21 protein-coding genes and 4 pseudogenes are annotated in these 21,856 nt (G+C 58.4%); 15 read left to right on the top strand and 10 right to left on the bottom strand.

Annotated elements, in window-relative coordinates; all coding sequences use genetic code 11:
- Positions 1-81: 81 nt before the first annotated feature.
- On the top strand, positions 82-1,074 hold the full coding sequence (locus MIH18_RS16620; protein ID WP_249012955.1) for an IS30 family transposase: 993 nt from the start codon (positions 82-84) through the stop codon (positions 1,072-1,074).
- A gap of 946 nt (positions 1,075-2,020) precedes the next feature.
- On the opposite strand, the gene MIH18_RS16615 is transcribed toward MIH18_RS16620, so the two are convergent.
- The gene (locus tag MIH18_RS16615; protein WP_249012954.1) at positions 2,021-3,109 is read right to left on the bottom strand and encodes an IS630 family transposase; all 1,089 of its coding nucleotides are present in this window, start codon (positions 3,107-3,109) and stop codon (positions 2,021-2,023) included.
- A gap of 291 nt (positions 3,110-3,400) precedes the next feature.
- On the opposite strand from MIH18_RS16615, the gene MIH18_RS16610 reads away from it, so the two are divergent.
- The 3 genes from MIH18_RS16610 (at position 3,401) to MIH18_RS16600 (ending at position 5,371) form a co-directional block, all read left to right on the top strand.
- Complete coding sequence (locus MIH18_RS16610; RefSeq protein WP_249012953.1) at positions 3,401-4,150, top strand: SDR family oxidoreductase; 750 nt, start codon at positions 3,401-3,403, stop codon at positions 4,148-4,150.
- Between the two features lie 63 nt (positions 4,151-4,213).
- The gene (locus tag MIH18_RS16605; RefSeq protein WP_249012952.1) at positions 4,214-5,065 is read left to right on the top strand and encodes a fumarylacetoacetate hydrolase family protein; all 852 of its coding nucleotides are present in this window, start codon (positions 4,214-4,216) and stop codon (positions 5,063-5,065) included.
- Between the two features lie 48 nt (positions 5,066-5,113).
- The gene (locus MIH18_RS16600) at positions 5,114-5,371 is read left to right on the top strand and encodes an alcohol dehydrogenase catalytic domain-containing protein (protein ID WP_249012951.1); all 258 of its coding nucleotides are present in this window, start codon (positions 5,114-5,116) and stop codon (positions 5,369-5,371) included.
- Positions 5,372-5,890: 519 nt separating this feature from the next.
- Here MIH18_RS16600 and nanR read toward each other — a convergent pair.
- The 8 genes from nanR to MIH18_RS16560 form a co-directional block, all read right to left on the bottom strand.
- Positions 5,891-6,613: a transcriptional regulator NanR gene (gene nanR / locus MIH18_RS16595; RefSeq protein ID WP_249012950.1), complete on the bottom strand. Its 723-nt coding sequence runs from the start codon at positions 6,611-6,613 to the stop codon at positions 5,891-5,893.
- Positions 6,614-6,719: 106 nt separating this feature from the next.
- Entirely contained in the window at positions 6,720-7,796 is a 1,077-nt protein-coding gene (locus MIH18_RS16590) for an Ldh family oxidoreductase (RefSeq protein WP_249012949.1), read from the bottom strand.
- Positions 7,797-7,821: 25 nt separating this feature from the next.
- A complete protein-coding gene (locus tag MIH18_RS16585) occupies positions 7,822-9,201 on the bottom strand; it encodes a TRAP transporter large permease (protein ID WP_249012948.1) in 1,380 nt (459 codons plus the stop codon).
- A 23-nt stretch (positions 9,202-9,224) separates the two neighbouring features.
- Positions 9,225-9,761: a TRAP transporter small permease gene (locus tag MIH18_RS16580; protein ID WP_249012947.1), complete on the bottom strand. Its 537-nt coding sequence runs from the start codon at positions 9,759-9,761 to the stop codon at positions 9,225-9,227.
- A gap of 63 nt (positions 9,762-9,824) precedes the next feature.
- Entirely contained in the window at positions 9,825-10,823 is a 999-nt protein-coding gene (locus MIH18_RS16575; RefSeq protein ID WP_249012946.1) for a sialic acid TRAP transporter substrate-binding protein SiaP, read from the bottom strand.
- 148 nt (positions 10,824-10,971) lie between these two features.
- The gene (locus MIH18_RS16570; protein WP_249012945.1) at positions 10,972-12,162 is read right to left on the bottom strand and encodes a four-carbon acid sugar kinase family protein; all 1,191 of its coding nucleotides are present in this window, start codon (positions 12,160-12,162) and stop codon (positions 10,972-10,974) included.
- Positions 12,104-13,126: a 4-hydroxythreonine-4-phosphate dehydrogenase PdxA gene (gene pdxA / locus MIH18_RS16565; protein WP_249012944.1), complete on the bottom strand. Its 1,023-nt coding sequence runs from the start codon at positions 13,124-13,126 to the stop codon at positions 12,104-12,106. The genes MIH18_RS16570 and pdxA overlap by 59 nt, the downstream gene beginning before the upstream one ends.
- Entirely contained in the window at positions 13,123-13,887 is a 765-nt protein-coding gene (locus tag MIH18_RS16560; RefSeq protein WP_249012943.1) for an SDR family NAD(P)-dependent oxidoreductase, read from the bottom strand. Before MIH18_RS16560 ends, pdxA begins: the two co-directional genes overlap by 4 nt.
- A 307-nt stretch (positions 13,888-14,194) precedes the next feature.
- On the opposite strand from MIH18_RS16560, the pseudogene MIH18_RS16555 reads away from it, so the two are divergent.
- The 6 genes and pseudogenes from MIH18_RS16555 to MIH18_RS23960 all read left to right on the top strand — a co-directional run.
- Positions 14,195-14,684 (top strand): annotated as a pseudogene (locus tag MIH18_RS16555) (fumarylacetoacetate hydrolase); the annotation flags it as partial.
- A gap of 35 nt (positions 14,685-14,719) precedes the next feature.
- Positions 14,720-14,875, top strand: coding sequence for a hypothetical protein (locus tag MIH18_RS16550; protein WP_249012942.1), 156 nt, complete (start codon positions 14,720-14,722; stop codon positions 14,873-14,875).
- Between the two features lie 257 nt (positions 14,876-15,132).
- Positions 15,133-15,663: an enolase C-terminal domain-like protein gene (locus MIH18_RS16545; RefSeq protein WP_249012941.1), complete on the top strand. Its 531-nt coding sequence runs from the start codon at positions 15,133-15,135 to the stop codon at positions 15,661-15,663.
- Positions 15,664-15,816: 153 nt separating this feature from the next.
- Positions 15,817-16,488, top strand: a pseudogene (locus MIH18_RS16540) (FAD-binding oxidoreductase); the annotation flags it as partial.
- Positions 16,489-16,537: 49 nt separating this feature from the next.
- A complete protein-coding gene (locus MIH18_RS23965; protein WP_283164748.1) occupies positions 16,538-16,858 on the top strand; it encodes an FAD-linked oxidase C-terminal domain-containing protein in 321 nt (106 codons plus the stop codon).
- On the top strand, positions 16,855-17,043 hold the full coding sequence (locus MIH18_RS23960; protein ID WP_283164747.1) for an FAD-linked oxidase C-terminal domain-containing protein: 189 nt from the start codon (positions 16,855-16,857) through the stop codon (positions 17,041-17,043). Before MIH18_RS23965 ends, MIH18_RS23960 begins: the two co-directional genes overlap by 4 nt.
- Before the next feature lie 24 nt (positions 17,044-17,067).
- On the opposite strand, the pseudogene MIH18_RS16530 reads toward MIH18_RS23960, so the two are convergent.
- Positions 17,068-17,845 (bottom strand): annotated as a pseudogene (locus tag MIH18_RS16530) (aldolase/citrate lyase family protein).
- Positions 17,846-17,982: 137 nt separating this feature from the next.
- Here MIH18_RS16530 and MIH18_RS16525 point away from each other — a divergent pair.
- From MIH18_RS16525 to dgoD, 5 genes and pseudogenes are all read left to right on the top strand, one after another.
- Positions 17,983-19,125 (top strand): annotated as a pseudogene (locus tag MIH18_RS16525) (transposase).
- A 199-nt stretch (positions 19,126-19,324) separates the two neighbouring features.
- The gene (locus MIH18_RS16520) at positions 19,325-19,477 is read left to right on the top strand and encodes a PfkB family carbohydrate kinase (protein WP_249012939.1); all 153 of its coding nucleotides are present in this window, start codon (positions 19,325-19,327) and stop codon (positions 19,475-19,477) included.
- The gene (locus MIH18_RS16515) at positions 19,467-19,676 is read left to right on the top strand and encodes a hypothetical protein (RefSeq protein WP_249012938.1); all 210 of its coding nucleotides are present in this window, start codon (positions 19,467-19,469) and stop codon (positions 19,674-19,676) included. The genes MIH18_RS16520 and MIH18_RS16515 overlap by 11 nt, the downstream gene beginning before the upstream one ends.
- A gap of 280 nt (positions 19,677-19,956) precedes the next feature.
- Positions 19,957-20,676 carry an FCD domain-containing protein gene (locus tag MIH18_RS16510; protein ID WP_249012937.1) on the top strand — a complete coding sequence of 240 codons (720 nt, stop codon included), beginning with the start codon at positions 19,957-19,959 and terminating at the stop codon, positions 20,674-20,676.
- 28 nt (positions 20,677-20,704) lie between these two features.
- Positions 20,705-21,853, top strand: a complete 1,149-nt coding sequence (gene dgoD, locus MIH18_RS16505; protein ID WP_249012936.1) for a galactonate dehydratase — start codon at positions 20,705-20,707, stop codon at positions 21,851-21,853.
- Positions 21,854-21,856 lie beyond the last annotated feature (3 nt).

The following is a 21,856-nucleotide window of genomic DNA, read 5'->3' as shown; positions in this document are numbered from 1 at the left end:
AGCACTTTGGATTAACAGGTAGAGGTAGGAGGGCCGTTGCCGGTACCCTCATTCGCTTTACCGACCAAAGTGAAGAGAATCATGGGATACCGACAACTGACCCAGGCACAACGATACCAGATTTCGGCCTTCTTGAGAGTAGGCTGGAGCCAGCGGAAAATAGCTCGGGAGATCAACGGCCACAGCTCGACCATCAGTCGGGAACTGCATCGCAATCGAAGTCTGACTGCATACGAGCCGATGGAAGCCAGTCGTTTGTCCAGACGTCGGCGCAAAGCAGCTCGCAAATCTCATAAACGAGCGCCCTCATTGATAGATTGGGTGGCCAAGCAGATTCAGAGTGAATGGAGTCCTGGTCAGATAGCCGGTTTTATGAGGCGAGTTGGCAGTGTCCAAGTCAGCCAACAGTGGATTTACAACCTGATTTACCGGGACAAAATAGCCGGTGGCGACCTCTGGAGGTATTGTCGCTTGCCTTACCAGAGACGTTATCAGCGCCATCTTGCCAAGCGAGCGGGGTTAGGCAAGATCTCGGATCGCGTAGGCATTGAGTGCCGCCCTAAAGCCGTCGATGATCGTCTGCATATAGGCCACTGGGAAGGAGATACAATCCTTCACGGGCATAAGAATTCAGGCGCGGTTACTCTGGTTGAAAGACGGTCCGGCTACCTGCTCGCAGACTGTGTGCCGAAGCTGAAAGCCAACTTAGTTACAGAGGTCATCATCCGTGAGTTAAGGCCGATCAGAGGGGCCGTACAGACGCTGACACTGGACAACGGTTCTGAATTTTCGGACCACCAAACATTTAGCAAAGCGCTGTCGCTGACGTCGTATTTTTGTGACCCTTACCGGTCCAGTCAGCGTGGCTCCAACGAGAATACGAATGGCCTATTGAGGCAATACTTTCCGAAAGGCACCGACTTCGCCAAGGTATCCAGAAAGGCAATCAGGCAAGCGGTGAACAGACTGAATAACCGACCACGAAAACGGCTGGGTTATCGCACACCGGCAGACGTTTTCTGGGGCGAATACTCAGGGGGCTTGGATACGAGCGGTGCTGCACTTAATACTTGAATCCAGGATCCAAGATTCAAATCATAACGTCACATATATTGCCATGGAAGATCGAGACCAACCCTCGGCTCAGGACCAAGAGTAAAGATAGTTGTTGCCCCCTCCATGTCTCAACCTCCCTGCTCTCGGTATTACTCACTTAGGAAAACGCTGATTAATTAAAGAGCGACGGCAACTAATTGCAAGCTAACCAAATTCCGCCTGAGAAATAATCCTTTTTCTCATTCTACATTTAATAGTCCAGTTTTACCGACAAAATCGCCAATTTTGGCTTTAACCTCACCTTTTAGGCGAAGTTAAAGCACCTGGAGACGGATTTAGCCTTCGGGTCGGTACTAGTATTAGGCGTCAGCGCTCCGCGAACTACAGGAATGGTTTCGCCCTGGTTTCAGGGCAATAGCCGGTCAAGTTGATCGTCGGTTGTCGTTGAAGGCAGCTTGACGAGCACTTCCACCATATTAGTGTAGGGGCTCAATGCCATTGGCTCGGGCTGTAGAGTCTGGCGCTGGCGTGCGCGCCCTTTGGTGTTTGGCTAAAGAGCCAACGGGCTAATGGCACTCTCCGCCGGGTTGTTATCCAACAGGATGCGACCGTCCGTCATGAATACCGTCAGTTTTTCCCATTGACTGGTCAGGTAATGCAGCGCTTTGCCAATGGCCGTCTTCGGCGGTACCTGATTCAGGGCTTTATGTTTATGGATGGGAACTAGGTAGCTTTCTAGCAGTCGTGCGGGTACCTGGCTGCCATAAACGGCATCCTCCAGTGCCTAGTCGGCCAGGGCACGACCTGTTCCATCTCGGCCAAAAACCGCTCACGTCCAATCTTCTTTTTCGTGTCGACGAAATCGCCTGCTCCATGATCGTTCCTGGTCGATTTGATTATCGAGAATTTTGTTTGACCAAATCAGAGACTCAAGCTGAATTAATCAGTGTTTTCCTAGTGTCTCTTAACAGAAGTCCGTTTGTTTATTGAGTTTGTCTGATAATCTAGCGATTGACTCAATAATCTGGTCGGCAGATTTATGCCATTCAAAGGGTTTCGGGTCGTCATTGTAAATCTTCAGATAGTCTTTGATCGAGCTCTCAAGCTCTCGTGTACTGCGATGTGAATTTCGTTTAATCCAGCGCTCTGAAATCAGCCCAAAGAACCGCTCGACTTGATTGATCCAGGACGCTGAAGTCGGCGTGAAATGCACGTGATAGCGAGGCCTCGCGGCAAACCAGGCGCGCACCTTTGCCGTTTTGTGCGTCCCGTAATTGTCCATGACTAGATGAACGTCCATATCGTGCGGAACCGCGCGATCAATCTCTTTTAAAAAGGCCAGGAACTCCGTTGCACGGTGTCGGCGATGAAGCCTGCCGATCACTTCCCCGGTCGCTATATCAAGTGCCGCGAACAGCGTTGTGGTGCCGTGTCGGACGTAATCATGTGTTCTGGTTTCCGTGTGCCCGAAGGACAGGGGTAGCGCTGGCTGAGTTCGATTGATGGCTTGTATCTGACTCTTCTCATCAACACACAGCACCAACGCCTTCGTTGGCGGGTTCATGTACAAGCCAACGATATCGTGAACCTTGGCTACAAAATGGGGGTCGGTAGACAGCTTGAAGGTATCATGGCGATGTGGCTTCAAACCGAAAGCCCGCCAGATTCGACTCACCGACATAGCGCTCAATCCGGCCTCTTTTGCCATCAGGTTAGTCGACCAGTGGGTAGCATTTTTTGGCTTTTCCCTGAGCGTTTTATTAATTAAATCAGTAACCTTTTGATCATTTATGGTTCGAGGCCGACCGGTTCTGGGCGCATCAGTCAGGCCTGCAACCCGGCGCGCCTTGAAACGATTTCGCCACTTATTCACCGTTTCGGAGGTCACCCCAACGCGGTCACCGACAACACTGCCCGGAAGGCCTTCAGTACTTAGCAGAATGATGCGCGCTCGCAACTGTTCAGCGGCAGGCATGCGTTGTCGCCGCAACCACGACTCCAGCTCCTTTCGTTCAGAGTCACTCACTTCAAGGGGTCTAGCTATCCGCGCCATGAGCACCTCTCCTGTGTCTGTTTGTCAGATTATACAGGACAGAATAATTATATATACGAATTTTTGTTAAAGGACACTAGCTTCATAATGTTTTTCATCCCGCCATCATGAACAAATCCTGCACTTGCTTCAGGCTCATTTGATATTAAAAACACAATTTCTCTTCAGACTCATTTCATATTGCATAAGGCTAAATCTAGATGTCAGACTATTATCCTGTCATACTAAATACTAGGTTAATAACACTTACGCCAATAGACCTTAAAATTACTAACGATCACGGAACCTGCCATGCGATTAAATAACAAAACAGCCCTGATCACCGCAGCGGGCCAAGGCATCGGCCGAGCCACGGCCCTGCGATTCGCCGCTGAGGGCGCACGGGTCATTGCCACCGATATCAATGAAGTCACCCTGGCCGAACTAGCCAGCACGCCCGGCATCGAGACCCGACGACTGGACGTACTGGATGCCGCTGCCATCGAGGCGCTGGCTGCCGAACTGGGGCCCGTCGACATCCTCTTCAATTGCGCGGGCTACGTGGCCAGCGGCTCGCTGCTGAAGGGTACCGATGCTGATTGGGAATTGTCGCTATCTCTCAACATCATGGCAATGATGCGTATGACGCGAGCGCTGCTGCCCGCCATGCTCGAGAACGGCGGTGGCAGTATCATTAACATGGCTTCGGTGGCATCGAGCCTCAAGGGCGTGCCCAACCGCTGCGCCTATGGCACCACCAAGGCCGCGGTTCTAGGGCTGACCAAGTCAGTGGCCGCCGACTACATCGGCCAAGGCATCCGCTGTAACGCCATTTGTCCGGGCACCGTAGACTCACCTTCGCTGCGCCAGCGCATTTGCGCCCAGGCCGAACAGCAGGGTCGCAAGGAGGATGAGGTCTACGCCGAGTTCAACGCTAGACAGCCTCTGGGTCGCCTCGGCAGCGCCGACGAAATCGCGGCCCTCGCCACCTATTTGGCCGCCGACGAATCTGCCTATACCACCGGCTCCGCCCAGATCATTGATGGCGGCTGGTTAACCTGACGATACCTCTTTAGACGATTCCCAACTAAGATACACAGAGCCCATCTGACAAAGGAAGCACTCATGAAATTACTGCGCTTTGGCCCTCGGGGTCAGGAAAAGCCCGGCATGCTAGACACCCAGGGCGTGATCCGCGATCTGTCGGCCCACCTGCCCGACCTCGACGGCCTCCACATCAGTCGCGACGGCCTAGCGATGCTGGCCGACTTGGACCCCGACACCCTGCCCGAGGTGCCTCAAGGCACACGCCTGGGCCCCTGCGTCGGCGGGATCGGCAAGTTTGTATGCATCGGACTCAACTACTCGGATCACGCAGCCGAAACCGGCTCCCAAGTTCCTCCCGAGCCGGTGGTATTCAACAAGTGGACGAGCGCCATATGCGGCCCTGATGACAACGTTATGATCCCTCGTGACTCGCAGAAAACCGATTGGGAAGTTGAGCTGGGCGTGGTGATCGGCCAAGGGGGCAAGTACATCGACGAAGCCGATGCTATGAAACATGTGGCCGGCTATTGCGTAATCAACGATGTCTCTGAGCGCGAGTTCCAGCTCGAGCGCAGCGGCACTTGGGACAAGGGCAAGGGCTGCGACACCTTCGGTCCGATGGGACCCTGGCTGGTCACACCCGACGAGATTGCCGATCCGCATGAGCTCGATATGTGGCTCGAGGTCGATGGCAAGCGCTACCAGGACGGCAACACCCGCACCATGGTTTACCAGATTCCTTTTTTGATCAGTTACCTGAGTCGCTTCATGAGCCTTCAGCCAGGTGATGTGATCTCGACCGGCACCCCACCAGGCGTTGGCATGGGCCAAAAGCCACCTATCTACCTTCGCCCCGGCCAGCGGATGCGCCTGGGTATCAAGGGGCTGGGCGAACAGAATCAGCAAGTGATCGCCGACGACCCCACCTGAATCAAACTCGCCTGAAACAGGAGCGCAGAGCCATGCGCGGCATCGTCTGTGCTCGCCCTCGACTATATGGAACGCGATGAAAGATTAGCGCCGGGTTGCGATGTCAGCGAGGCCCTGCTGAGCATCCGGCGAGTCGGCATCTTTGGCACCGATATTCACGCATTCGGCTGCAATCAGCCCTACTTTGCCTATCTGCGCGTAAAGGGACACGAACTAGCCGGCGAGATCGCGCACTTGGGCGACGGTCACGACCAGGCACTGGTGGAACAGAACGCCTCCGTCATTCCCTACTCCGCGCTGCGGTGAATGCCGTGCCTTCCACAAAGAGCTCACCAACTGCAACCAGCGAATCACGGTCATCGACGTGCATCGCGACGGCAGCATGTGCGACATGCTGGCAGCGTCTGTCGACCACTTGACTCCCTCCTTCATCTTATCGCTGGACCAACTCGCGCTAAAGAGATGCCTGGCCATCGGCGTCTGTGCAATACTCTGCCCTCGGGCAAACTGACGGTCGTGGTGAGCGTCAGCCTGCCCGCCAGTTTCCCCATGCGACTGACTCGCTTGCTGAACGCGCGCTTTCACCACGTCGGCGCCGATTCACGCCGATGTCCTGCGAACTGCTTCATTCCAATAGCCAGCGCCTCAAGGCAATCGCGCCTACCCGCATCCCCAACTTCTCCGCCTCCATCGAACCCTCTGGGCCGTTCATGATATTTTGGGGATCGAGTTGCCCTGCCGATATCCCTGCACCCAGATAGTGAACGACATCTCTCCATTAGAGCAGCGCAAGCTGCACATCCTCAACCTGTCGCACGTAAGCCCTCAGGGCGTCGATGACAGACGCTTTTTGAGCTGCATGTAGGTACCGTAATGGCGATCCAGGTGACGCCGCATTGCCGCCTCGGCGGCATCGGCGTTACGTGACTCGATGGCTTCGACGATCTCCGCATGCGCCGCCGTCGCTGCCTTGTCCTCGTCCTGCTGCTGAAGCACTTGGGCGCGACGGTCGTCGAGCCACTCGGAAAGAGCCACATGGATGGCATCGAAGATGGGGTTGCGGCCGATGCTGGCCAGGACGCCATGGAAATAGTTGTCGGAACGCTTGAAGCGCGCCTCATCACCGATCGCGTCGCGATTGTCTTGTAAGGCATCACGCAGGCGCTGAACATCCTCCTCACTGGCATTGACGGCGGCATAGCGCGCCAGTGAGATCTCGAACATGGCACGGGCCTCCTGGAAATACTGTTGCCCGTCGGGTTTGGAGAGAAGCTGACGAGTCACACCGGAAAGGCGTGCCATCACGGCCTCCGCCGTGGGACGAATGACCCGCGCGCGCTTGCCATTGTTGATGACGATCAGGCCCAGGCGTTGCAGGTAGAACAATGCCTCGCGTACCGCCGGACGACCGACCCCGAACTGGCCCATCAGCTCCCTCTCCGAGGGCAGTTGAGCATTCTCGCTCAAGCGCCCCTCAATGATCTCGGTTTCCAGCCGGTCAGCAACCTGTTCAGATAGTGTCTTGCGCTCCACCTGGTATCTACTCACGTACGTTTTCTCCTGACTGTTTTCAATGAAGAAAGAGTAGCTATCTTCAGCTCTAGATACATTTTACAGTATTTTTCGCCATTCTGAGGCTGGCACGACGTCTTTTTCAGGGCAGGGGCGCCAGCGGCTCAACATCGAACTCCGCCGCCAGCGCGGCATAAGCCGCCTGGTTGGCACTATCAAGAGGAATGCCATCGGCATCCCGCCGGGCACGGCAGCGCCACTCGCGATCCCCGGGTGCCAACACCTCTGCACCCTCATTGACCGGTTGGGTACGCAAATCCACGAGGTACTCGCGAAGGCAGGCTTCGAAGGACGCACTCTCGCTGAAGGCGGTCGGATTCATGGCCAAGAAAAAGTGACCCACCCCACGTGGCGTCGCCATGTCGGGTCCACCCATCGGCAAGAGACGAAAACCGTTGAGCATGCCCGCAAGCGTAGAACTCAACACCTCGACCATGCCGCCAAGCCCTGCCCCCTTGAAGCCGAAATCATTACCGCCCAGCGGCAATAGCGCAGAGACCTCGGCCGGGGACTGGGTAACGCGACCTGCGGAGTCAGCCGCGACCTGGTCCGGCAGTTCACGACCAATAGCGCCGTACTGCTGAACTCGGTTCCAAGGTACCGAGCTGGTCGCCATGTCGAGCAGATAGGGCTCGTCACCGTTCAGGGGTGCCGCGAAGGCGATGGGGTTGGTCCCATGAAACGGTGCCCTGCCCGCGTGCAACAGGACGAAAGGGTCGGAATTGCAGAAGGCCATGCCAATCAACCCGCGCTCTGCCGCAGCCAGGGCGTAGCAACCCGCAGCACCGAAATGCGAGGAGTTACCCACCGCCACGGCACCGAGCCCCACCGTCTCGGCCATTTCGGCGGCATGATTCATTGCCGTGTAGCCTGCCAGATGCCCTAAGCCATCATCAGCATCCAGATATCCCGTGGCCGGTAGGCGACGCGTAAAGCGCATCTCGGGCTGGCCTTTGATACGCCCGCCCTGCAGAGCCTGGATGTAGTGCGGTAACAACCGCAGGCCGTGACTGTCCGTCCCCATGCGCGAGGCCGTGACCAGTGCGCGAGTCACGGCCTGGGCGGAGGCCGTATTTGTCCCCGCCTTGTGCAGGATCAGACCCATAAAACGCTCCAGGTCGGCAACAACAACGCGAAAATCCGTTGAATCGAATGTCATTGGCATTCAGCTCCTTCAGTCAAACTCAACGGTAGACAAGGGTCGGCAGCCAAAGCGAAATGGCAGGGATAAACGTCACCAGCAGCAGCGAAACAACCAGCGGAATCAGAAACGGTAGCGTGCCGCGCATGCAGTTCTCGAAGGAAATATTAGATACCCGCGACAGCACATACAGCACCATGCCCACCGGCGGCGTCAGCAGGCCGATCATAAGATTGAGTACCATGATCACGCCAAAGTGCACCGGGTCGACGCCCGCCCCCACGGCAACTGGCAGCAGGACCGGGACTAGGATGGTGATCGCTGCAATGGTCTCCATGAAACAGCCGACCACGATCAGCACGAGGTTGATGATAATCAACAGCGCTATGGGGTTGTCCGCGAAGGGCCCCAGAATGTCCACGACGTGCTGAGTCACCTGGTTGCTGGTCATGATCCAAGCGAATATCGAAGCACCAGCGACGATCAGCAAAATGACGGCTGTGGTCTCGATGGTTTCCATGCTGACCTTTATCAGCCGCCGCCAGGTCAGGATGCGATACACCATACCGCCCAGGAAAAGCGCATAGGCCCCCGCTGCGATGGCGGCCTCGGTCGGTGTAAACACCCCTGATATGATCCCGCCAACGATGATCAGCGGGGTCAATAATGACAAGAAGGCGCGACGAAACGTCAACCACAGGACCGGAATCGAGAATGCCGCATCGCGGGGATAGCCGCGGCGTTTGGCCATGATCGTGATCATCACCATCAGCGCCCCCCCCATCAGCAGGCCTGGGATCAGCCCAGCAGCGAACAACTGTCCGACGGAGACCGACGCCATTACACCATAGATGACCATTGGCAGGCTGGGGGGGATGATTGGGCCGATCGTCGAGGACGCCGCCGTGATCCCCACCGAGAATTGCTCGTCGTAGCCTGCATCGCGCATGGCCTTGATCTCGATGGTACCCAAACCTCCAGCGTCAGCCACCGCCGCACCGGACATGCCGGAAAAGACGATGCTGGCGCCGACGTTGACATGACCCAGACCACCACGCATCCAGCCCATCAGCGCCTTGGCGAAATCGAAAATGCGGTTGGTGATACCACCATTGTTCATCAGGTTACCAGCCAGGATGAAAAAGGGGATCGCCAACAACGGAAAGCTGTCGATGCCATTGATCATGCGATGCACGACCACCACGTCCGGCACCCGTCCGGAGAGATAGACATAAAGCAGGCAGGAACCCGCCAAGCTGATGGCGATCGGCACGCCCAGCAGCAACATGGTGAACAGCGCAGCAAAGAGAAATAGCAGATACTCGCCGAAGAAGGCTAAGGTCAGGCAACCCGACACCGCCAGCGCGGCGATGAGGGGTGAAACTAACGCGCTCCGACGGTGCACAGCCAAGGTATGAGACATGGGAGAAACTCCGGCTAATGTTGTTATGGGATGTCAGGATGTGCAGGGCTACGATTGCGCCAGTGGAGTATCGCAATCTGGATCGACCGCCCCAACATCAAGAGGAAACCCACCAGAACGAAGTAGTAGAGAAAACTCTTTGGGATATCGACGGACGTCATCAACGACGTGGTCAAGTCGGCAAGTTTCCAAGTGGTCCAGGCTCCGATGGCGAAGAAGGCGATGCTGACGAAATCCACGAGGATCACGAGCAGTCGACTCATCCATCCCGGCATGTAGCGATAGAAAAACTCGACGCAAATTTGCGTGCCAGTGCGTACGGCCATGGAGCCGCCCATGAAGCCCACGATCACCAGCAGGTAGCGAGCCATCTCCTCCGTCCAGGCGATCGAGTTCCCAAGTACATATCGGCTGAAGAACTGCATGAACACATCCAGCGCCAGCAACCAGAACACCGCCAGGGTGGCGTAATCCTCTATACCGTAGTCTCGCCATTCGAAAGTATCTTCTTCCTCGATCTGGAAACCGGGCTCCTCGGCTGGCCATTTTTTCATTGTCATTTTCTAGCTCCGAAGATGACGCCACCCCATTGAAGGGGTGGCGTGTCGGCAACGAGGAGAGTCCTACTGACCGATCGCCTGGAGACGATCGTAGGTCTTTTGATCCCAAGTAGCATTTTCACCGTTATGGTACGGCACGGTCGCTTCGCGGAATGGCGCGACGTCGACTTCATTGACGGTCACACCCTGATCTTTGAACCAAGCGACGAGGTCCTCTTCGGATTGGAGAATATCGGCGGTGATCTTCTGGCCGGCTTCCTTGTAGACCTCGCGGAAGATTTCCCGGTCCTCTTCGGAAAGACGGTTCCACAGCGGCCCACCGACAATGGTGATCAGCGAGTCGGTAATGTGGCCTGTCAGATTGATGTAATCTTGCACCTCGTAAAAAGCCTTGGCGCGAATGGTTGGCAGCGGGTTCTCCTGAGCGTCCACAACCCCCTGTTGAAGGGCCAGGTAGACCTCGGCGAAAGCGATAGGCGCCGGATTGGCACCTACCGCCTCTGGGAACATCATGTACAGCGGCGCGTTAGGCGTGCGGATCTTAAGACCTTTCATATCCTCCGGCTTATTGATTGGCTTATTCGAAGTCACGTGGCGACGCCCATAGTAGTTCATGGCCAACGGCACGTTGCCGGTTTTGTCCTTATAGCCTTGGGCGAGCTCATCGAAGAGGTCGCTGTCGGCATAGGCAAGCCAATGGTCAAAATCGCGGAACATATATGGCGCGCCGGCAATGCCGATGGGACCGTAGAAGCGCCCGGCGAACTGGCTAGAGGTGAAGATCAGGTCTACGGTGCCAAGCTGAAGGCCCTCGTTGATGTCGATTTCCTTGCCCAGCGTCGAGGCGCCATGGACCTCGATCTCGTAGCGGCCATCAGTGCGCTCCTTGATCTCATCGGCCGCCCATAGGGCCCATTCATGAAAGGGCTCTGATGTTTCATAGACGTGGGCGAAATTGAGCGTCTCAGCGAAGGCTTGCCCGCCGAAACTAATCCCGGCCAGCAGGACGGTGCCGATAGCGAGACGATGAAAACTCTTGAGTCGAAAACTGGTGTTGCCCATTTTATTGTTATCCTTGACATGAATTATTTGGGAATAGACTTGTTAGGTGACAGGTAGAAAAAGGAAGATGGCTTACCTGTATACGTGTCATACCATCACACTCGAATCTAGTCGACTATACTTAGCAATGCAACCTCTGGCGTCGCGTCTACGCCAGATGTTGCAGAAGGCGTACCAACAAGGATTCATCACCGAATCCGCCCGCCTTAGTCAACAAAGGCCATTCCCGGTTACCCTGCGGATATCCCAACACGACTCCCGGCTCCCATTCGCCCGCGACATCCACGTAACTCGCACCCAAGGCCTTCATCAGCGCACTGGCACAATCGCCACCGGTCATCAGATAAAGGCGCTGCGTGGCCGTTGCCATACCCTTGGTGAGTGCTTCGGCCAGCATTGCCGCTACTTCGTCCGCCTCGCGGGGCGTCTCGTCGGTATTGCAAAGCAGCAACAGGAAAGGCGCCTCGACCGGCACATCACCGGCGCCTATCACAACCGGCAGTTCGGGCGCGACACGACGCAGGGTAGCCACCTGCTGCGCTGCGCGCTCACTGCGCGAGCCTACGGCCAGCCAGAGGCCAGTGAATCGCGCATAAACGGGGCGCGACTCCGTCTCGCCGAACATGACGTGTGCCAGGGCGCGACTCAGCCCGGCGGCGCCTACCGCCAGCCACGCATCCTGACCATCGATGATTCCACCGGCCAAGGCATCGAGGTCAGCGTCAGTCTTAGCATCAGCTACGCTGTCTGCTGCGGGCAGTATTTGCCCGGGAGCATGGCGCGTCAGGGGTAATCCAGCGGCGGAAAACAAGGCGTCCAGCCCACCACTAGGAGGGCGAGAACGCGCATCACGGGCAAAGTCGGTGGTCTCCAGGAGTCGTCCGTTCACGATGATATGGGCATCGCAGGTCGTGCGGCCCTGTGAGGGCACGGCAGGGGCGAGCAACAGCCGTCGGGCACAGGCCTGGCGCATCGCCAGGCTTTCGGCGACCACCTGGCCGCGCAGTGTCGAGTCGATCTTCTTGAACCATACGGCTGGCGCCAGGCGGGCGAGTATCTGGGTGGCCCGCACCACGCGCTCGGCCGCCGTCGAGGCGGTCAGATGGCGTGATTCGGTCGTCACCGCGATCACCTCCGGCAGCGCCCCTCGCCACGCGTCCAGCAAGGCTTCCAGCCGCTCCAGCGCCACGACCACGCGTGTGGTCGCGCCGCGCTGGGCGAAGGGTGCCGCGGCGTCCAGCGCGCCGGTCAGATCGTCGGCGACGATCGCCACTCGACACTCACTCACGCACACCGGCCCCGCTCTCGGCAACGGTCCCAGCGACCAGGCGATGCGCATAGGCAATGGCCGCGCCCATGTTGGTCGCGTCCGCCCTGCCCTGCCAGGCAATGTCGAAGGCGGTACCATGATCCACTGAGGTGCGTCGAATCGGCAGGCCGAGGCTGACATTCACGGTGGTGTCGAAGGCAATCAGCTTGACCGGGATATGGCCCTGATCGTGATACTGAGCCACCACCAGGTCGAACTCACCCTGCGAGGCGCGATAGAAGACGGTGTCGGCGGAGATCGGACCACTGACGTCGAACCCACGCGCCTTGAGGGCCTCGACGGCCGGTGCGATGCAGCGTGTGTCTTCGTCGCCGAAAATACCGCCTTCGCCGCAGTGCGGATTGAGGCCGGCCACCGCGATGCGCGGATTGGCCATTCCCAGAGATTTGAGATGCTCGTGCCCGGCCTCGACGGTGGCGATGATCCGCTCGGGCGTCACCCGGTCAATGGCCTCGCGCAGCGACACATGGGTCGACACGTGCAGGGTCGACAGGTGCTCTGAGGCCAGCAACATGAACGACGACGGTGCACCGGTCAGCGCGGCCAGCATTCCGGTGTGGCCATCATAATAATGACCGGCCGCATGCAGTGCCGCCTTGTTCAGAGGCGCCGTGACGATCACCCCGGCCCGACCGTTCTGCACCAGTTCCACGGCCGTGGCGATGCAGCGAAAGGCCATGTCGCCGGCACCGGCACTGATCTCACCATCGGGAATCGCGACATCGGCGGGCGCCTCGACTACCGCCACTGCCACACTGCCTGTCGGGGCGTCGGCGGTATCCAGGGGAGCGAAATCCAGCTCGGCACTGATCGTTTGCGCGGCACGCCGAAAGATCGCCGGATCGCCGACCAGCAGCGTGCCAGAACGCGCCGACGGCGACATGGCGGCGACGGCACGGCAGATGATCTCGGGACCAATTCCCGCCGGGTCCCCCATGGTAATGGCGATGTCGTACTGGCCGATGTGACTCATGGCATCAACTGCCCACCATTGACCTCGATGATCTGCCCCGTGATGTAGCCGCTAAGGGCATCGGTCGCCAGGAACAGATAGGCGCCGACACAATCCTCGGCGCTACCCAGACGGCCCTGGGGAATAGTGGCACGCGCGGCGTCCATCTGAGCATCGTTGGAGTGACGCTCATGGAAATCCGTGGTGATCACACCGGGTGCCACGGCATTGACACGGATGTTGTCGCCGGCGAGTTCCTTCGCCATGTTGCGGGTCAGGGTGGTGACGAAACCCTTGGCCGAGGCGTAGAGACCCGCGCCGGGACCACCGCCATTGCGCGCCGCAATCGAACCGGTATGGATGATATTGCCGGCCCCGGCCTGGCGCAGGTAGGGCAGCGCCGCCCGGCTGGCCATCACCACTGAGCGGGCATTGAGGTCCATGACGCGGTCGTAATGCTCATCGTCCATCTCATCTAGGCTGACGCGTCCCAGCATGTCGCCGGCATTATTGATCAGCAGGTCGAGCCCACCTAGTTGTTCCGCCGCATGATCGACGATCGCGGTGGCTTCGCTGGAGCGGCTGACATCGCCCTGAATCAGAAAGGCCTCGCCCCCTGCCTGGCGGATATCATCGCAGACCGCCTGGGCCGGCCCTTCGCTGCGGTGATAATGCACCGCCACTCGCGCACCAAGCCCCCCGAGCCGCCTGGCAACTGCCGCGCCGATACCGCGGCTCGAGCCGGTCACCAGTACCCGCTTACCTTTCATTTCATCGAACATGCTGTTCTCCTGATTGGCTATAGCCTGGAAGTCGTCGTTGGGTTGCCATAATGATCCTAGCATACCTGTCATACATTACGACATCGCGTGTGCCGTAGGCGAAAGTTAGCCCGCTATTTTAGACACTCACATTAGCCACTCGGAGCCGTTATGCCCCCGTCTCCAGAAAATTTCATACCTGCCGATCTATCCACAGCGCTACTGATCGGGCTCGCCTCGCGCGATTTGACCCTTGTCGGTCCGGTTTTGGTCGCGGTACGCGATGGCGAGGTCATCGATATCACTCACCAACTCGCTTGGCACCTCGCCAAATGCCTCTTACCTACTCGCTCCCTGCGACGTCCCGACGGTAAATGGCTATGGCGTGATTTTCGCGGTCAGTCTGATGGAGCGAGTGATCGAGGAGCAGGCTGGCGACGACCCCGGCCCGCGCCGTCGAACTGCGCGAGGAGTTGCAAACGCTGATCGGCAAAGACCTGTCGCGCATCGTGCCCGGCTCCGAAGAAGCCATGGCCCTCAAGCAGGCCCGAGGCGCTTGGTCGCAGTACATGAAGGTAGGCATCGGCTCTGATGCCAAGGTGTTCACCAAGGCCCAGCCGTTGTCGTTGGTGGGTTTCGGCAGCCCCGTGGGTCTGCATCCGTCATCACAATGGAACAACCCGGAGTCGGAGATCGTGCTGGCCATGGACGCGGAAGGTCGCGTCAAGGGCGCCACCCTGGGCAATGATGTGAACCGTTACGACATGGAAGGTCGCAGCGCCCTACTGCTTGGCAACGCCAAGGACAACAACGCCTCCTGCCATCGCCCCACGACACTTATGAGGACACCATCATGACCACTATCACTCGCGTCGACGTCCAGGACATCCATGTCCCAACCTCGCGTTCGCTGGACGGCTCGGACGCCATGAACGCCGCGCCGGATTACTCCGCCACCCATGTGGTCCTGCACACCGTGACGACAGCGGCACCCAGGGCCACGGCCTGACCTTCACCATCGGCCGCGGCAACGAGATCGTCGTTGCCGCCGTGCGCTCGCTCACCCCGCTCATCGAGGGCCGCTCGCTGGAGGCGATCATCGCCAACATGAGTGCCCTCTGACGCGAGATCACCGGCGACAGTCAGCTGCGCTGGATCGGCGCCGACAAGGGTGCGATTCACCTCGCCACCGCCGCCCCGGTCAATGCGGTCTGGGACCTCTGGGCCAAGCGGGCCGGCAAGCCGATCTGGAAACTGCTGGCCGACATGAGCCCCGAGGAGCTGGTGCGCTGCCTCGACTTCCGCTTCGTCACCGATGCCCTGACGCCCGAGGAAGCCATCGTCCTGCTTCGCGAGCGAGAGCCCGGCAAGGCCGAGATGCGCCGCGACGGCTTTCCCGGCTACATCACCTCGGCGGGCTGGCTCGGCTATACCGACGACAAGGTTCGCCAACTGGCACGCAACGCCCTGGCCGAGGGCTGGACCCACTTCAAGCAGAAGATCGGCGGCGACCTGGAAGAGGACATTCGTCGTGCCGCCCTGCTGCGCGAAGAGATCGGCTGGGAAAATGTCCTGATGATGGATGCCATCCAGGTCTGGGACGTCGACGAGACCGTCGCCAAGATGCGCCATCGTGTGGCACCCATCGAGGTGGTCACCGGCGAGCACTGCCACAACAAAGTAATGCTCAAGCAGTTCCTCTGGGCCGAGGCCATCGACTACTGCCAGATCGATGCGGCCGTTACCAGGTCCCCGAGGCGCCGGGCTACAGCATCACCATGCACGACGCCTCACTGACCGATCACCGTTTTCCCGACGGCGGCGCTTGGCAGGAGAATGCCTGAATGAGCGACAACACCTCCCTTCTGGCGATCATCGAGCAGCGGCTCGACGAGATAGTGACACTCTGCCGTGAGCATGGCGTTGCCATGACGCCCCGGGGGTCACAGCGGCCTGGTGGCCGGTGCCATGCCCGCCCGCGACGGGCGTGAGCTGGTGATCAGCCTGGAGCGCATGAGCCGCATTCGCGACATCGACCCTGTCAACTTCACCATGACGGTGGATGCCGGCTGCATTCTCGAGACCGTCAAACAGGCCGCCGCCGAACACGCCTGCGACTTTCCGCTCTCGCTGGGGGCCCAAGGCAACTGCCAGATCGCCACCAATGCCGGCGACCTAAATGTCCAGCGCCACGGCTTGATACGCCAGTTGGTCCTCGGCCTGGAGTTGGTCCTTCCGGATGGTCGTCTCTGGGACGGCCTGCATGCCCTGCACAAGGACAACCGCGGACTCGACCTCAAGCAACTGTTTCTAGGCAGCGAGGGGCCATGGACATCGTTTCCGGCGCCGTTCTCAAGCTGGTTCCGAGGGCCGAACAGAGTCGCACCGCGTTGCTGGGCTGCCCTCCGTAGAGGCGGTGTCGATCTCTACGGAGGGCCGAACAGAGTCGCACCGCGTTGCTGGGCTGCCCTCCGTAGAGGCGGTGTCGATCTCTACGTCCCGGCCCGGCGTGGCTGCAGTGACCTGCTCACGGCCTTCGAACTGATCCCGCGTCGCTGTATCGAGCTTGCCAAGGTGACCACCCCGAGCCTGCGCGACCCCATGGACAAGGCCCATCCCTAGTAAGTGCTGATGTGAAGTCGCCGCCACCGGGCCGGTGGATCTGGGCACTATGCTCGAGCAACTGCTAGAAAAAGGCATGGAGCACGAGCTGATCCTCGATGGCGTTCCGGCCAGCAGCGAGAGTCAGTCACTGCAGTTGTGGCAATTCCGAGAGAGCATGCTGGAAGGCCAGCGCCTGCACGGCGAGCATCTGCGAACCGACATTTCGGTGCCGATCTCGGCGATTCCCGCCTTCGTTTCACAGGCCAGTGAGGTAGTAATGGACGCCTCGCCCGACTGCGAGATCATCGCCTATGGCCATATCGGCGACGGCAACCTGCACTTCAATATCCGGCCGCCGAGCACGACCACCTGCACGCGCTGGAGATGAAGCTGTTCGCGGTGCTAGACAGCTTCGATGGCAGCATCAGCACCGAGCACGGCATCGGCCGTACCAAGCAGGCAACCTATATGTCGCGACTCTCGCCGATGGAACTCGAGCATGCGCGGGGCATCAAGACGCTCTTCGATCCGGATGGCCTGATGAACGCGGGTCGGATCCTTCCTTGCCGATGAGATAACGATCCTCTCGATGTCAGGTCAGGACCCCCAGAACCGCTCGGCAAGCCCCTTCATCGCCTTCATCAACAGGAGGGTATCGACGCCGACGCCGACGAAGCCGCAACCGACATCGAGATAGCCCCTGGCCTCGTCCTCGTCGACGGTAACGATGCCCGCGACCTTGCCGACGGCACGCAGTCGCGTGAAGGCGTGGTGAATCGCCGTACGCACCTCGGGATGACCTGGGTCACCCAGATGCCCCATGGAGGCGGAGAGATCCGCCGGGCCGATGAAGACACCGTCGACGCCCTCGGTGGCGGCGATGGCCTCCAGGTTCTCCAGGCCCTGCAGGGTTTCCACCTGCACCAGCAGGCACAGCTCGTCGTCGGCCCGATCCAGATAATCCGTCCGTTGCCCCCAGTGAGCCGCCCGCGCCAACACATGGCCTACGCCGCGAACCCCCCCGAGGTGGATAGCGCATGGCCTCTACCAGACCGGCAGCATGGCCGGCCGTCTCCACCATGGGCACCAGCAGGGTCTGTACCCCGATGCCCAGGTACTGCTTGATCAGCACCGAGTTTCCGACCGGGGGCCGCACGATGGGATGGGAGGCGTAGTGGGCGATGGCCTGAAGCTGGCCCAGCAGACCTTTCAGATTGCTGGGCGAATGCTCAGCATCCAGCAGCAACCAGTCGAATCCCGCCGTGGCCGCCATCTCGGCCGTGTAGGGATTGGCCAGGCCCAGCCACGCCTCGCCGTCAAGAAGGCGGCGCTTGAAGGGGCTCTGATGAGACTGCCTGAGGCTCTCTCCTATCATACTTGTCATACAAGCATACCTTCCATTTATATATAGTAAACTTTGTCGCTATGCGGAGATCTGAACTAGGAGTCTGCGCGGTAGAAACGTTGTTATGACATAATAGGCGGACTTTCTCGAACTGCGGAATAGATGTGATGGGAACGAGTTTTCGACCTTATTCGCCAGATCAGGAGTTGTTGCTGCCGGCCAGTCTTAACGAATGGCTGGCCGAAGGCCATCTGGCCTACTTCATTAGTGACGTTGTCGAAGAACTGGACTTAAGCGCCTTTTACGCTCGCTACGAAGGAGACGGGCGCCGCAAGTCGCCTTTCGATCCGCGCATGATGCTGAAAGTCCTGATCTATGCTTACGCAAACAGTGTTTTTCCTCCCGTAAGATTGCCAGGAAGTTGGAAGAAGACCTGGCCTTTCGCGTGCTGGCGGCCGACAATTTCCCCAGGCATCGAACCTTGTGCGATTTCCGCAAACAGCACTTGGGTGCGTTCAGAGAGGTGTTTGTTCAGGTCATCCAGATTGCCTGGGAGGCGGAGCTGATTCGTCTGGGAGCGCTGGTGATTGATGGCACCAAGATAAAGGCGAATGCCAGCAAGCACAAAGCCAGGAGTTACGGGTGTATGCAAGAGGAAGAAGCCCGCTTGTCGAAAGAAGTAGATGAGCTTTGTGGCCAGGCTCGGGCTGTGGATGAAGCAGAAGACGAGCAATTTGGTCCGGCACAGCGGGGCGATGAATTGCCGGAAGAGCTGCAACATCGCCAGTCGCGGTTAAGCAAGATTCGGGCAGCGAAAGCCAAACTGGAAGCGGAGCAGGCGCAAGTCGATGGCGAGTTCCAAATTATCGTCGCTAACCATCAAGACAACAACGCCAGTGATAACGGCCGTTTGGTGCCACTGTTGGACGGGATAGAAGCAACCTGGGAGGCCAGCCGGAGCAGCGTCTGGCCGATTCGGGCTACCGTAAGAAAGAGGATCTTCAGGCCCTGGAAGAGAAGGGTATTGACGGTTATGTCTCGTTACGCAGAGAAGGTAAGGGGGTGTGAAACCCGACGAGACCCGGTATCCGGCCACGACACGAATGGCCCGGAAGTTTGCTACCCCAGAGGGGCGGGCGATCTACTTTCAGCGCAAGCATCTGGTCGAGACTGTGAACGGTTAGATCAATAACAGTCTGGGTTTCCGCCAGTTCAGTATGCGGGGGCTTGCTGCGGCGAAAGGCGAATGGGATCTGGTCTGTCTTGCATTGGACCTGAGGCGCATGAGGACTCTGGTGCGCTTCGACTAGAAGCCTGGGCTTGCTTGGCGCTTAATCGAGTCTCACCGAGGCCAGAGCTACCCGTACAAGCGCTCCATTGGCCACATTCTGAAGCGCAGCGAGCCTTTGCAGAACATCACCCGAAATAGTGCGACTTGGAGCATCCGGTTGAGGCTGGAGAACCGTCTCGAAAACTTCTACCGCGCAGACTCTTAGCCAGTTTCTAGGCATGGTGGACGATGATACGTTTGGGTATTTCTTGGTGCGTGAACTCAAACGTCACGGTGTGGACACCAGCGGGGTTGTGTTCACTCAGCAAGCGCGCACGGCGCTGGCGTTTGTTTCTCGGGATGAGGTTGACGAGCGCACCTTTGATTTTTAAACGCCCGCCCGCCGCTGATTTGCTTTACCGCCTTGAGCATTTACCCCACGGCGTGTTTGAGAACCCCGCCATTATCCACCTCTGCAGCAACAGTTTGACCGACCCAAAGATTGCCGACGTTACCTTAGCGATGACCACCATGGCAAAGCGCGCAGGCTGTTTGGTCAGTGTAGACGCCAACCTGCGCAACAACCTGTGACTAGGCGGTGAAGCAGATATTAGCTTGGTTACGCAGTTGCTGGACGGCGCCTATACGGCACTGCCAACACGTGAAAATGTTGCCATAAGGAAAGAAATCTCTGAACGATCAATAGACCACAAACGCAAAATGGCGCGCCTAACACAGACGCGCCATTTTGCGCTTAAGTCCCCTGCCACGGCACACGTATAACCAGTACTTAAGTCTAAAGTGGCTTGTTTGTTTAAATGTCAGATATTTAATAGACTACCCTCAACGCCAACCTAACAAGAGATGCACCATGACCCTGGACACGCTACCGCCCCACCAGGGTGGGGCTGAATATTTAGCGAGATTACTCGCTCAGGCATTGCTGGCAGGCCGTTGGCAACCGGGAGATAGATTTCCTCGCGAGCTTGATATCAGCAGGCACTTTGCCGTCAGCCGCAACCAGGTACGCAATGCCCTGGCCAGCCTAACCGCTGCCGGATTGCTAGAACGCACTGCTGGTCGCGGCACGCTGGTTAGACAGATAGACGATTGGCACTTGCTTGACCCGTTAATGAGCGAATGGATGACCGGCTTGGTCAACCTTGACCCGCAGCTTGTGCGTGCTATTTACGCGTTTCGTTTTTCCGCTGAACCAGTAGTCGCCGGATTAGCCGCCCAAACCGCAGAGGCGGACGATATCCAACGCCTAGAAATGGCGTTTGAAGGCATGGCGCAAACAGCGGGCAGTGTTGAGTCCCGCGCTGAGCATGCCGAGTACGACGTCGCCTTCCACGACGCCACGTACCGGGCCAGCCACAATTTAGTCTGGCGTCAAATGGGCCATCTATTGCGCCCCTCTATTATGGCACTGATTCACCGCTCACAGCATCGTACCAACATTCTTGACGACAGCTTGGCGCGCCATCGCCAGGTGCTTGAGGCCATTCGTCACCGCGATGCAGCCGCTGCGGAAATCGCCGCGCGTGAAGTACTCCGTCGCACGGCCATCGACCTTGGCATCGTCAGTTAATTCTCGATTTACAAAAGGATTTCACACTGTGAAAATTACCCGTCTTAAGACTTGGCAAGTTCCCCCGCGCTGGCTGTTTCTCAAGATCGAGACCGACGAAGGTTGCTACGGCTGGGGCGAGCCGGTGATTGAAGGCCGCGCTGCCACCGTTGAGGCCGCCGTGCATGAACTCTCCGATTACCTGATCGGCCAAGATCCGCACCGCATCGAACACCTCTGGAACATGATGTATCGCGCCGGCTTTTATCGCGGCGGACCCATTTTGATGAGTGCGATTGCCGGTATTGATCAGGCGCTCTGGGATCTTAAAGGCCGCGATTTAGGTGTGCCGGTTCACCAGCTATTAGGCGGCGCCGTGCGCGACAAGATGCGTATGTACGCCTGGACCGGCGGCGACCGCCCCAGTGACGTCGGCGCTGGGGCCAAAGCGCTGGTCGAAAAAGGCTTTACCGCCTTTAAGATGAACGGCGCGCCTGAACTGCAAATTGTTGATTCTCACCGCAAGGTTGATGAAGCCGTGGCCCGAGTAGCGGAAGCCCGCGATGCGGTAGGTCCTGATGTCGGCATTGGCATCGACTTTCATGGTCGCGTGCATCGACCCATGGCCAAAGCGCTGCTGCGCGAATTAGAGCCCTTCCACCCAATGTTTGTGGAAGAACCCGTTGCCCCCGAGCACCTGCCCTGCTTGAAAAATATCGCCGGTGGCTTGGGTTACCCACTGGCCACCGGCGAGCGGCTGCATACACGCTTCCAATTCCGTGACCTGCTGGCCGATGGAATGATCGACATTATTCAGCCCGATATCTCCCATTGCGGCGGGATCAGCGAAGGCCTCAAAATAGCCGCGCTGGCTTCCGCTTATGATGTTGCCCTCGCCCCTCACTGCCCATTAGGCCCACTGACATTAGCCGCTTCGCTACAGCTGGATGCGGTGAGCCATAATGCCTTTATTCAAGAGCAGAGCATGGGCATTCACTACAACCAGGGCAACGACGTACTCGACTACTTGGTGGATAAATCAGCACTGGCGATTGAAGACGGCTTCTGCGCGATCCCCCAAGGCCCAGGGCTTGGCGTTGAAATTGATGAAGAATTCGTTGAGGAGCGTGCCAAGGTAGGCCACCGCTGGCGCAACCCGGTTTGGACCCATGAAGACGGATCTATAGCGGAGTGGTGAGTT

Origin of the sequence: Marinobacter sp. M3C (assembly GCF_023311895.1) — a bacterium.
In the GTDB taxonomy this organism is placed as follows: domain Bacteria; phylum Pseudomonadota; class Gammaproteobacteria; order Pseudomonadales; family Oleiphilaceae; genus Marinobacter.
This window is presented reverse-complemented; position numbering and strand designations above follow the sequence as displayed.

Coding starts and splice junctions, on each gene's coding strand:
- MIH18_RS16620 (WP_249012955.1), top strand. CDS start 82: ATGGGATACCGACAACTGACCCAGGCACAACGATACCAGATTTCGGCC.
- MIH18_RS16615 (WP_249012954.1), bottom strand. CDS start 3,109: ATGGCGCGGATAGCTAGACCCCTTGAAGTGAGTGACTCTGAACGAAAG.
- MIH18_RS16610 (WP_249012953.1), top strand. CDS start 3,401: ATGCGATTAAATAACAAAACAGCCCTGATCACCGCAGCGGGCCAAGGC.
- MIH18_RS16605 (WP_249012952.1), top strand. CDS start 4,214: ATGAAATTACTGCGCTTTGGCCCTCGGGGTCAGGAAAAGCCCGGCATG.
- MIH18_RS16590 (WP_249012949.1), bottom strand. CDS start 7,796: ATGACATTCGATTCAACGGATTTTCGCGTTGTTGTTGCCGACCTGGAG.
- MIH18_RS16585 (WP_249012948.1), bottom strand. CDS start 9,201: ATGTCTCATACCTTGGCTGTGCACCGTCGGAGCGCGTTAGTTTCACCC.
- MIH18_RS16580 (WP_249012947.1), bottom strand. CDS start 9,761: ATGACAATGAAAAAATGGCCAGCCGAGGAGCCCGGTTTCCAGATCGAG.
- MIH18_RS16575 (WP_249012946.1), bottom strand. CDS start 10,823: ATGGGCAACACCAGTTTTCGACTCAAGAGTTTTCATCGTCTCGCTATC.
- MIH18_RS16570 (WP_249012945.1), bottom strand. CDS start 12,162: ATGCGCATCGCCTGGTCGCTGGGACCGTTGCCGAGAGCGGGGCCGGTG.
- pdxA (WP_249012944.1), bottom strand. CDS start 13,126: ATGAGTCACATCGGCCAGTACGACATCGCCATTACCATGGGGGACCCG.
- MIH18_RS16560 (WP_249012943.1), bottom strand. CDS start 13,887: ATGTTCGATGAAATGAAAGGTAAGCGGGTACTGGTGACCGGCTCGAGC.
- MIH18_RS16550 (WP_249012942.1), top strand. CDS start 14,720: ATGACCACTATCACTCGCGTCGACGTCCAGGACATCCATGTCCCAACC.
- MIH18_RS16545 (WP_249012941.1), top strand. CDS start 15,133: ATGAGCCCCGAGGAGCTGGTGCGCTGCCTCGACTTCCGCTTCGTCACC.
- MIH18_RS23965 (WP_283164748.1), top strand. CDS start 16,538: ATGCTCGAGCAACTGCTAGAAAAAGGCATGGAGCACGAGCTGATCCTC.
- MIH18_RS23960 (WP_283164747.1), top strand. CDS start 16,855: ATGAAGCTGTTCGCGGTGCTAGACAGCTTCGATGGCAGCATCAGCACC.
- MIH18_RS16520 (WP_249012939.1), top strand. CDS start 19,325: ATGGTGGACGATGATACGTTTGGGTATTTCTTGGTGCGTGAACTCAAA.
- MIH18_RS16510 (WP_249012937.1), top strand. CDS start 19,957: ATGACCCTGGACACGCTACCGCCCCACCAGGGTGGGGCTGAATATTTA.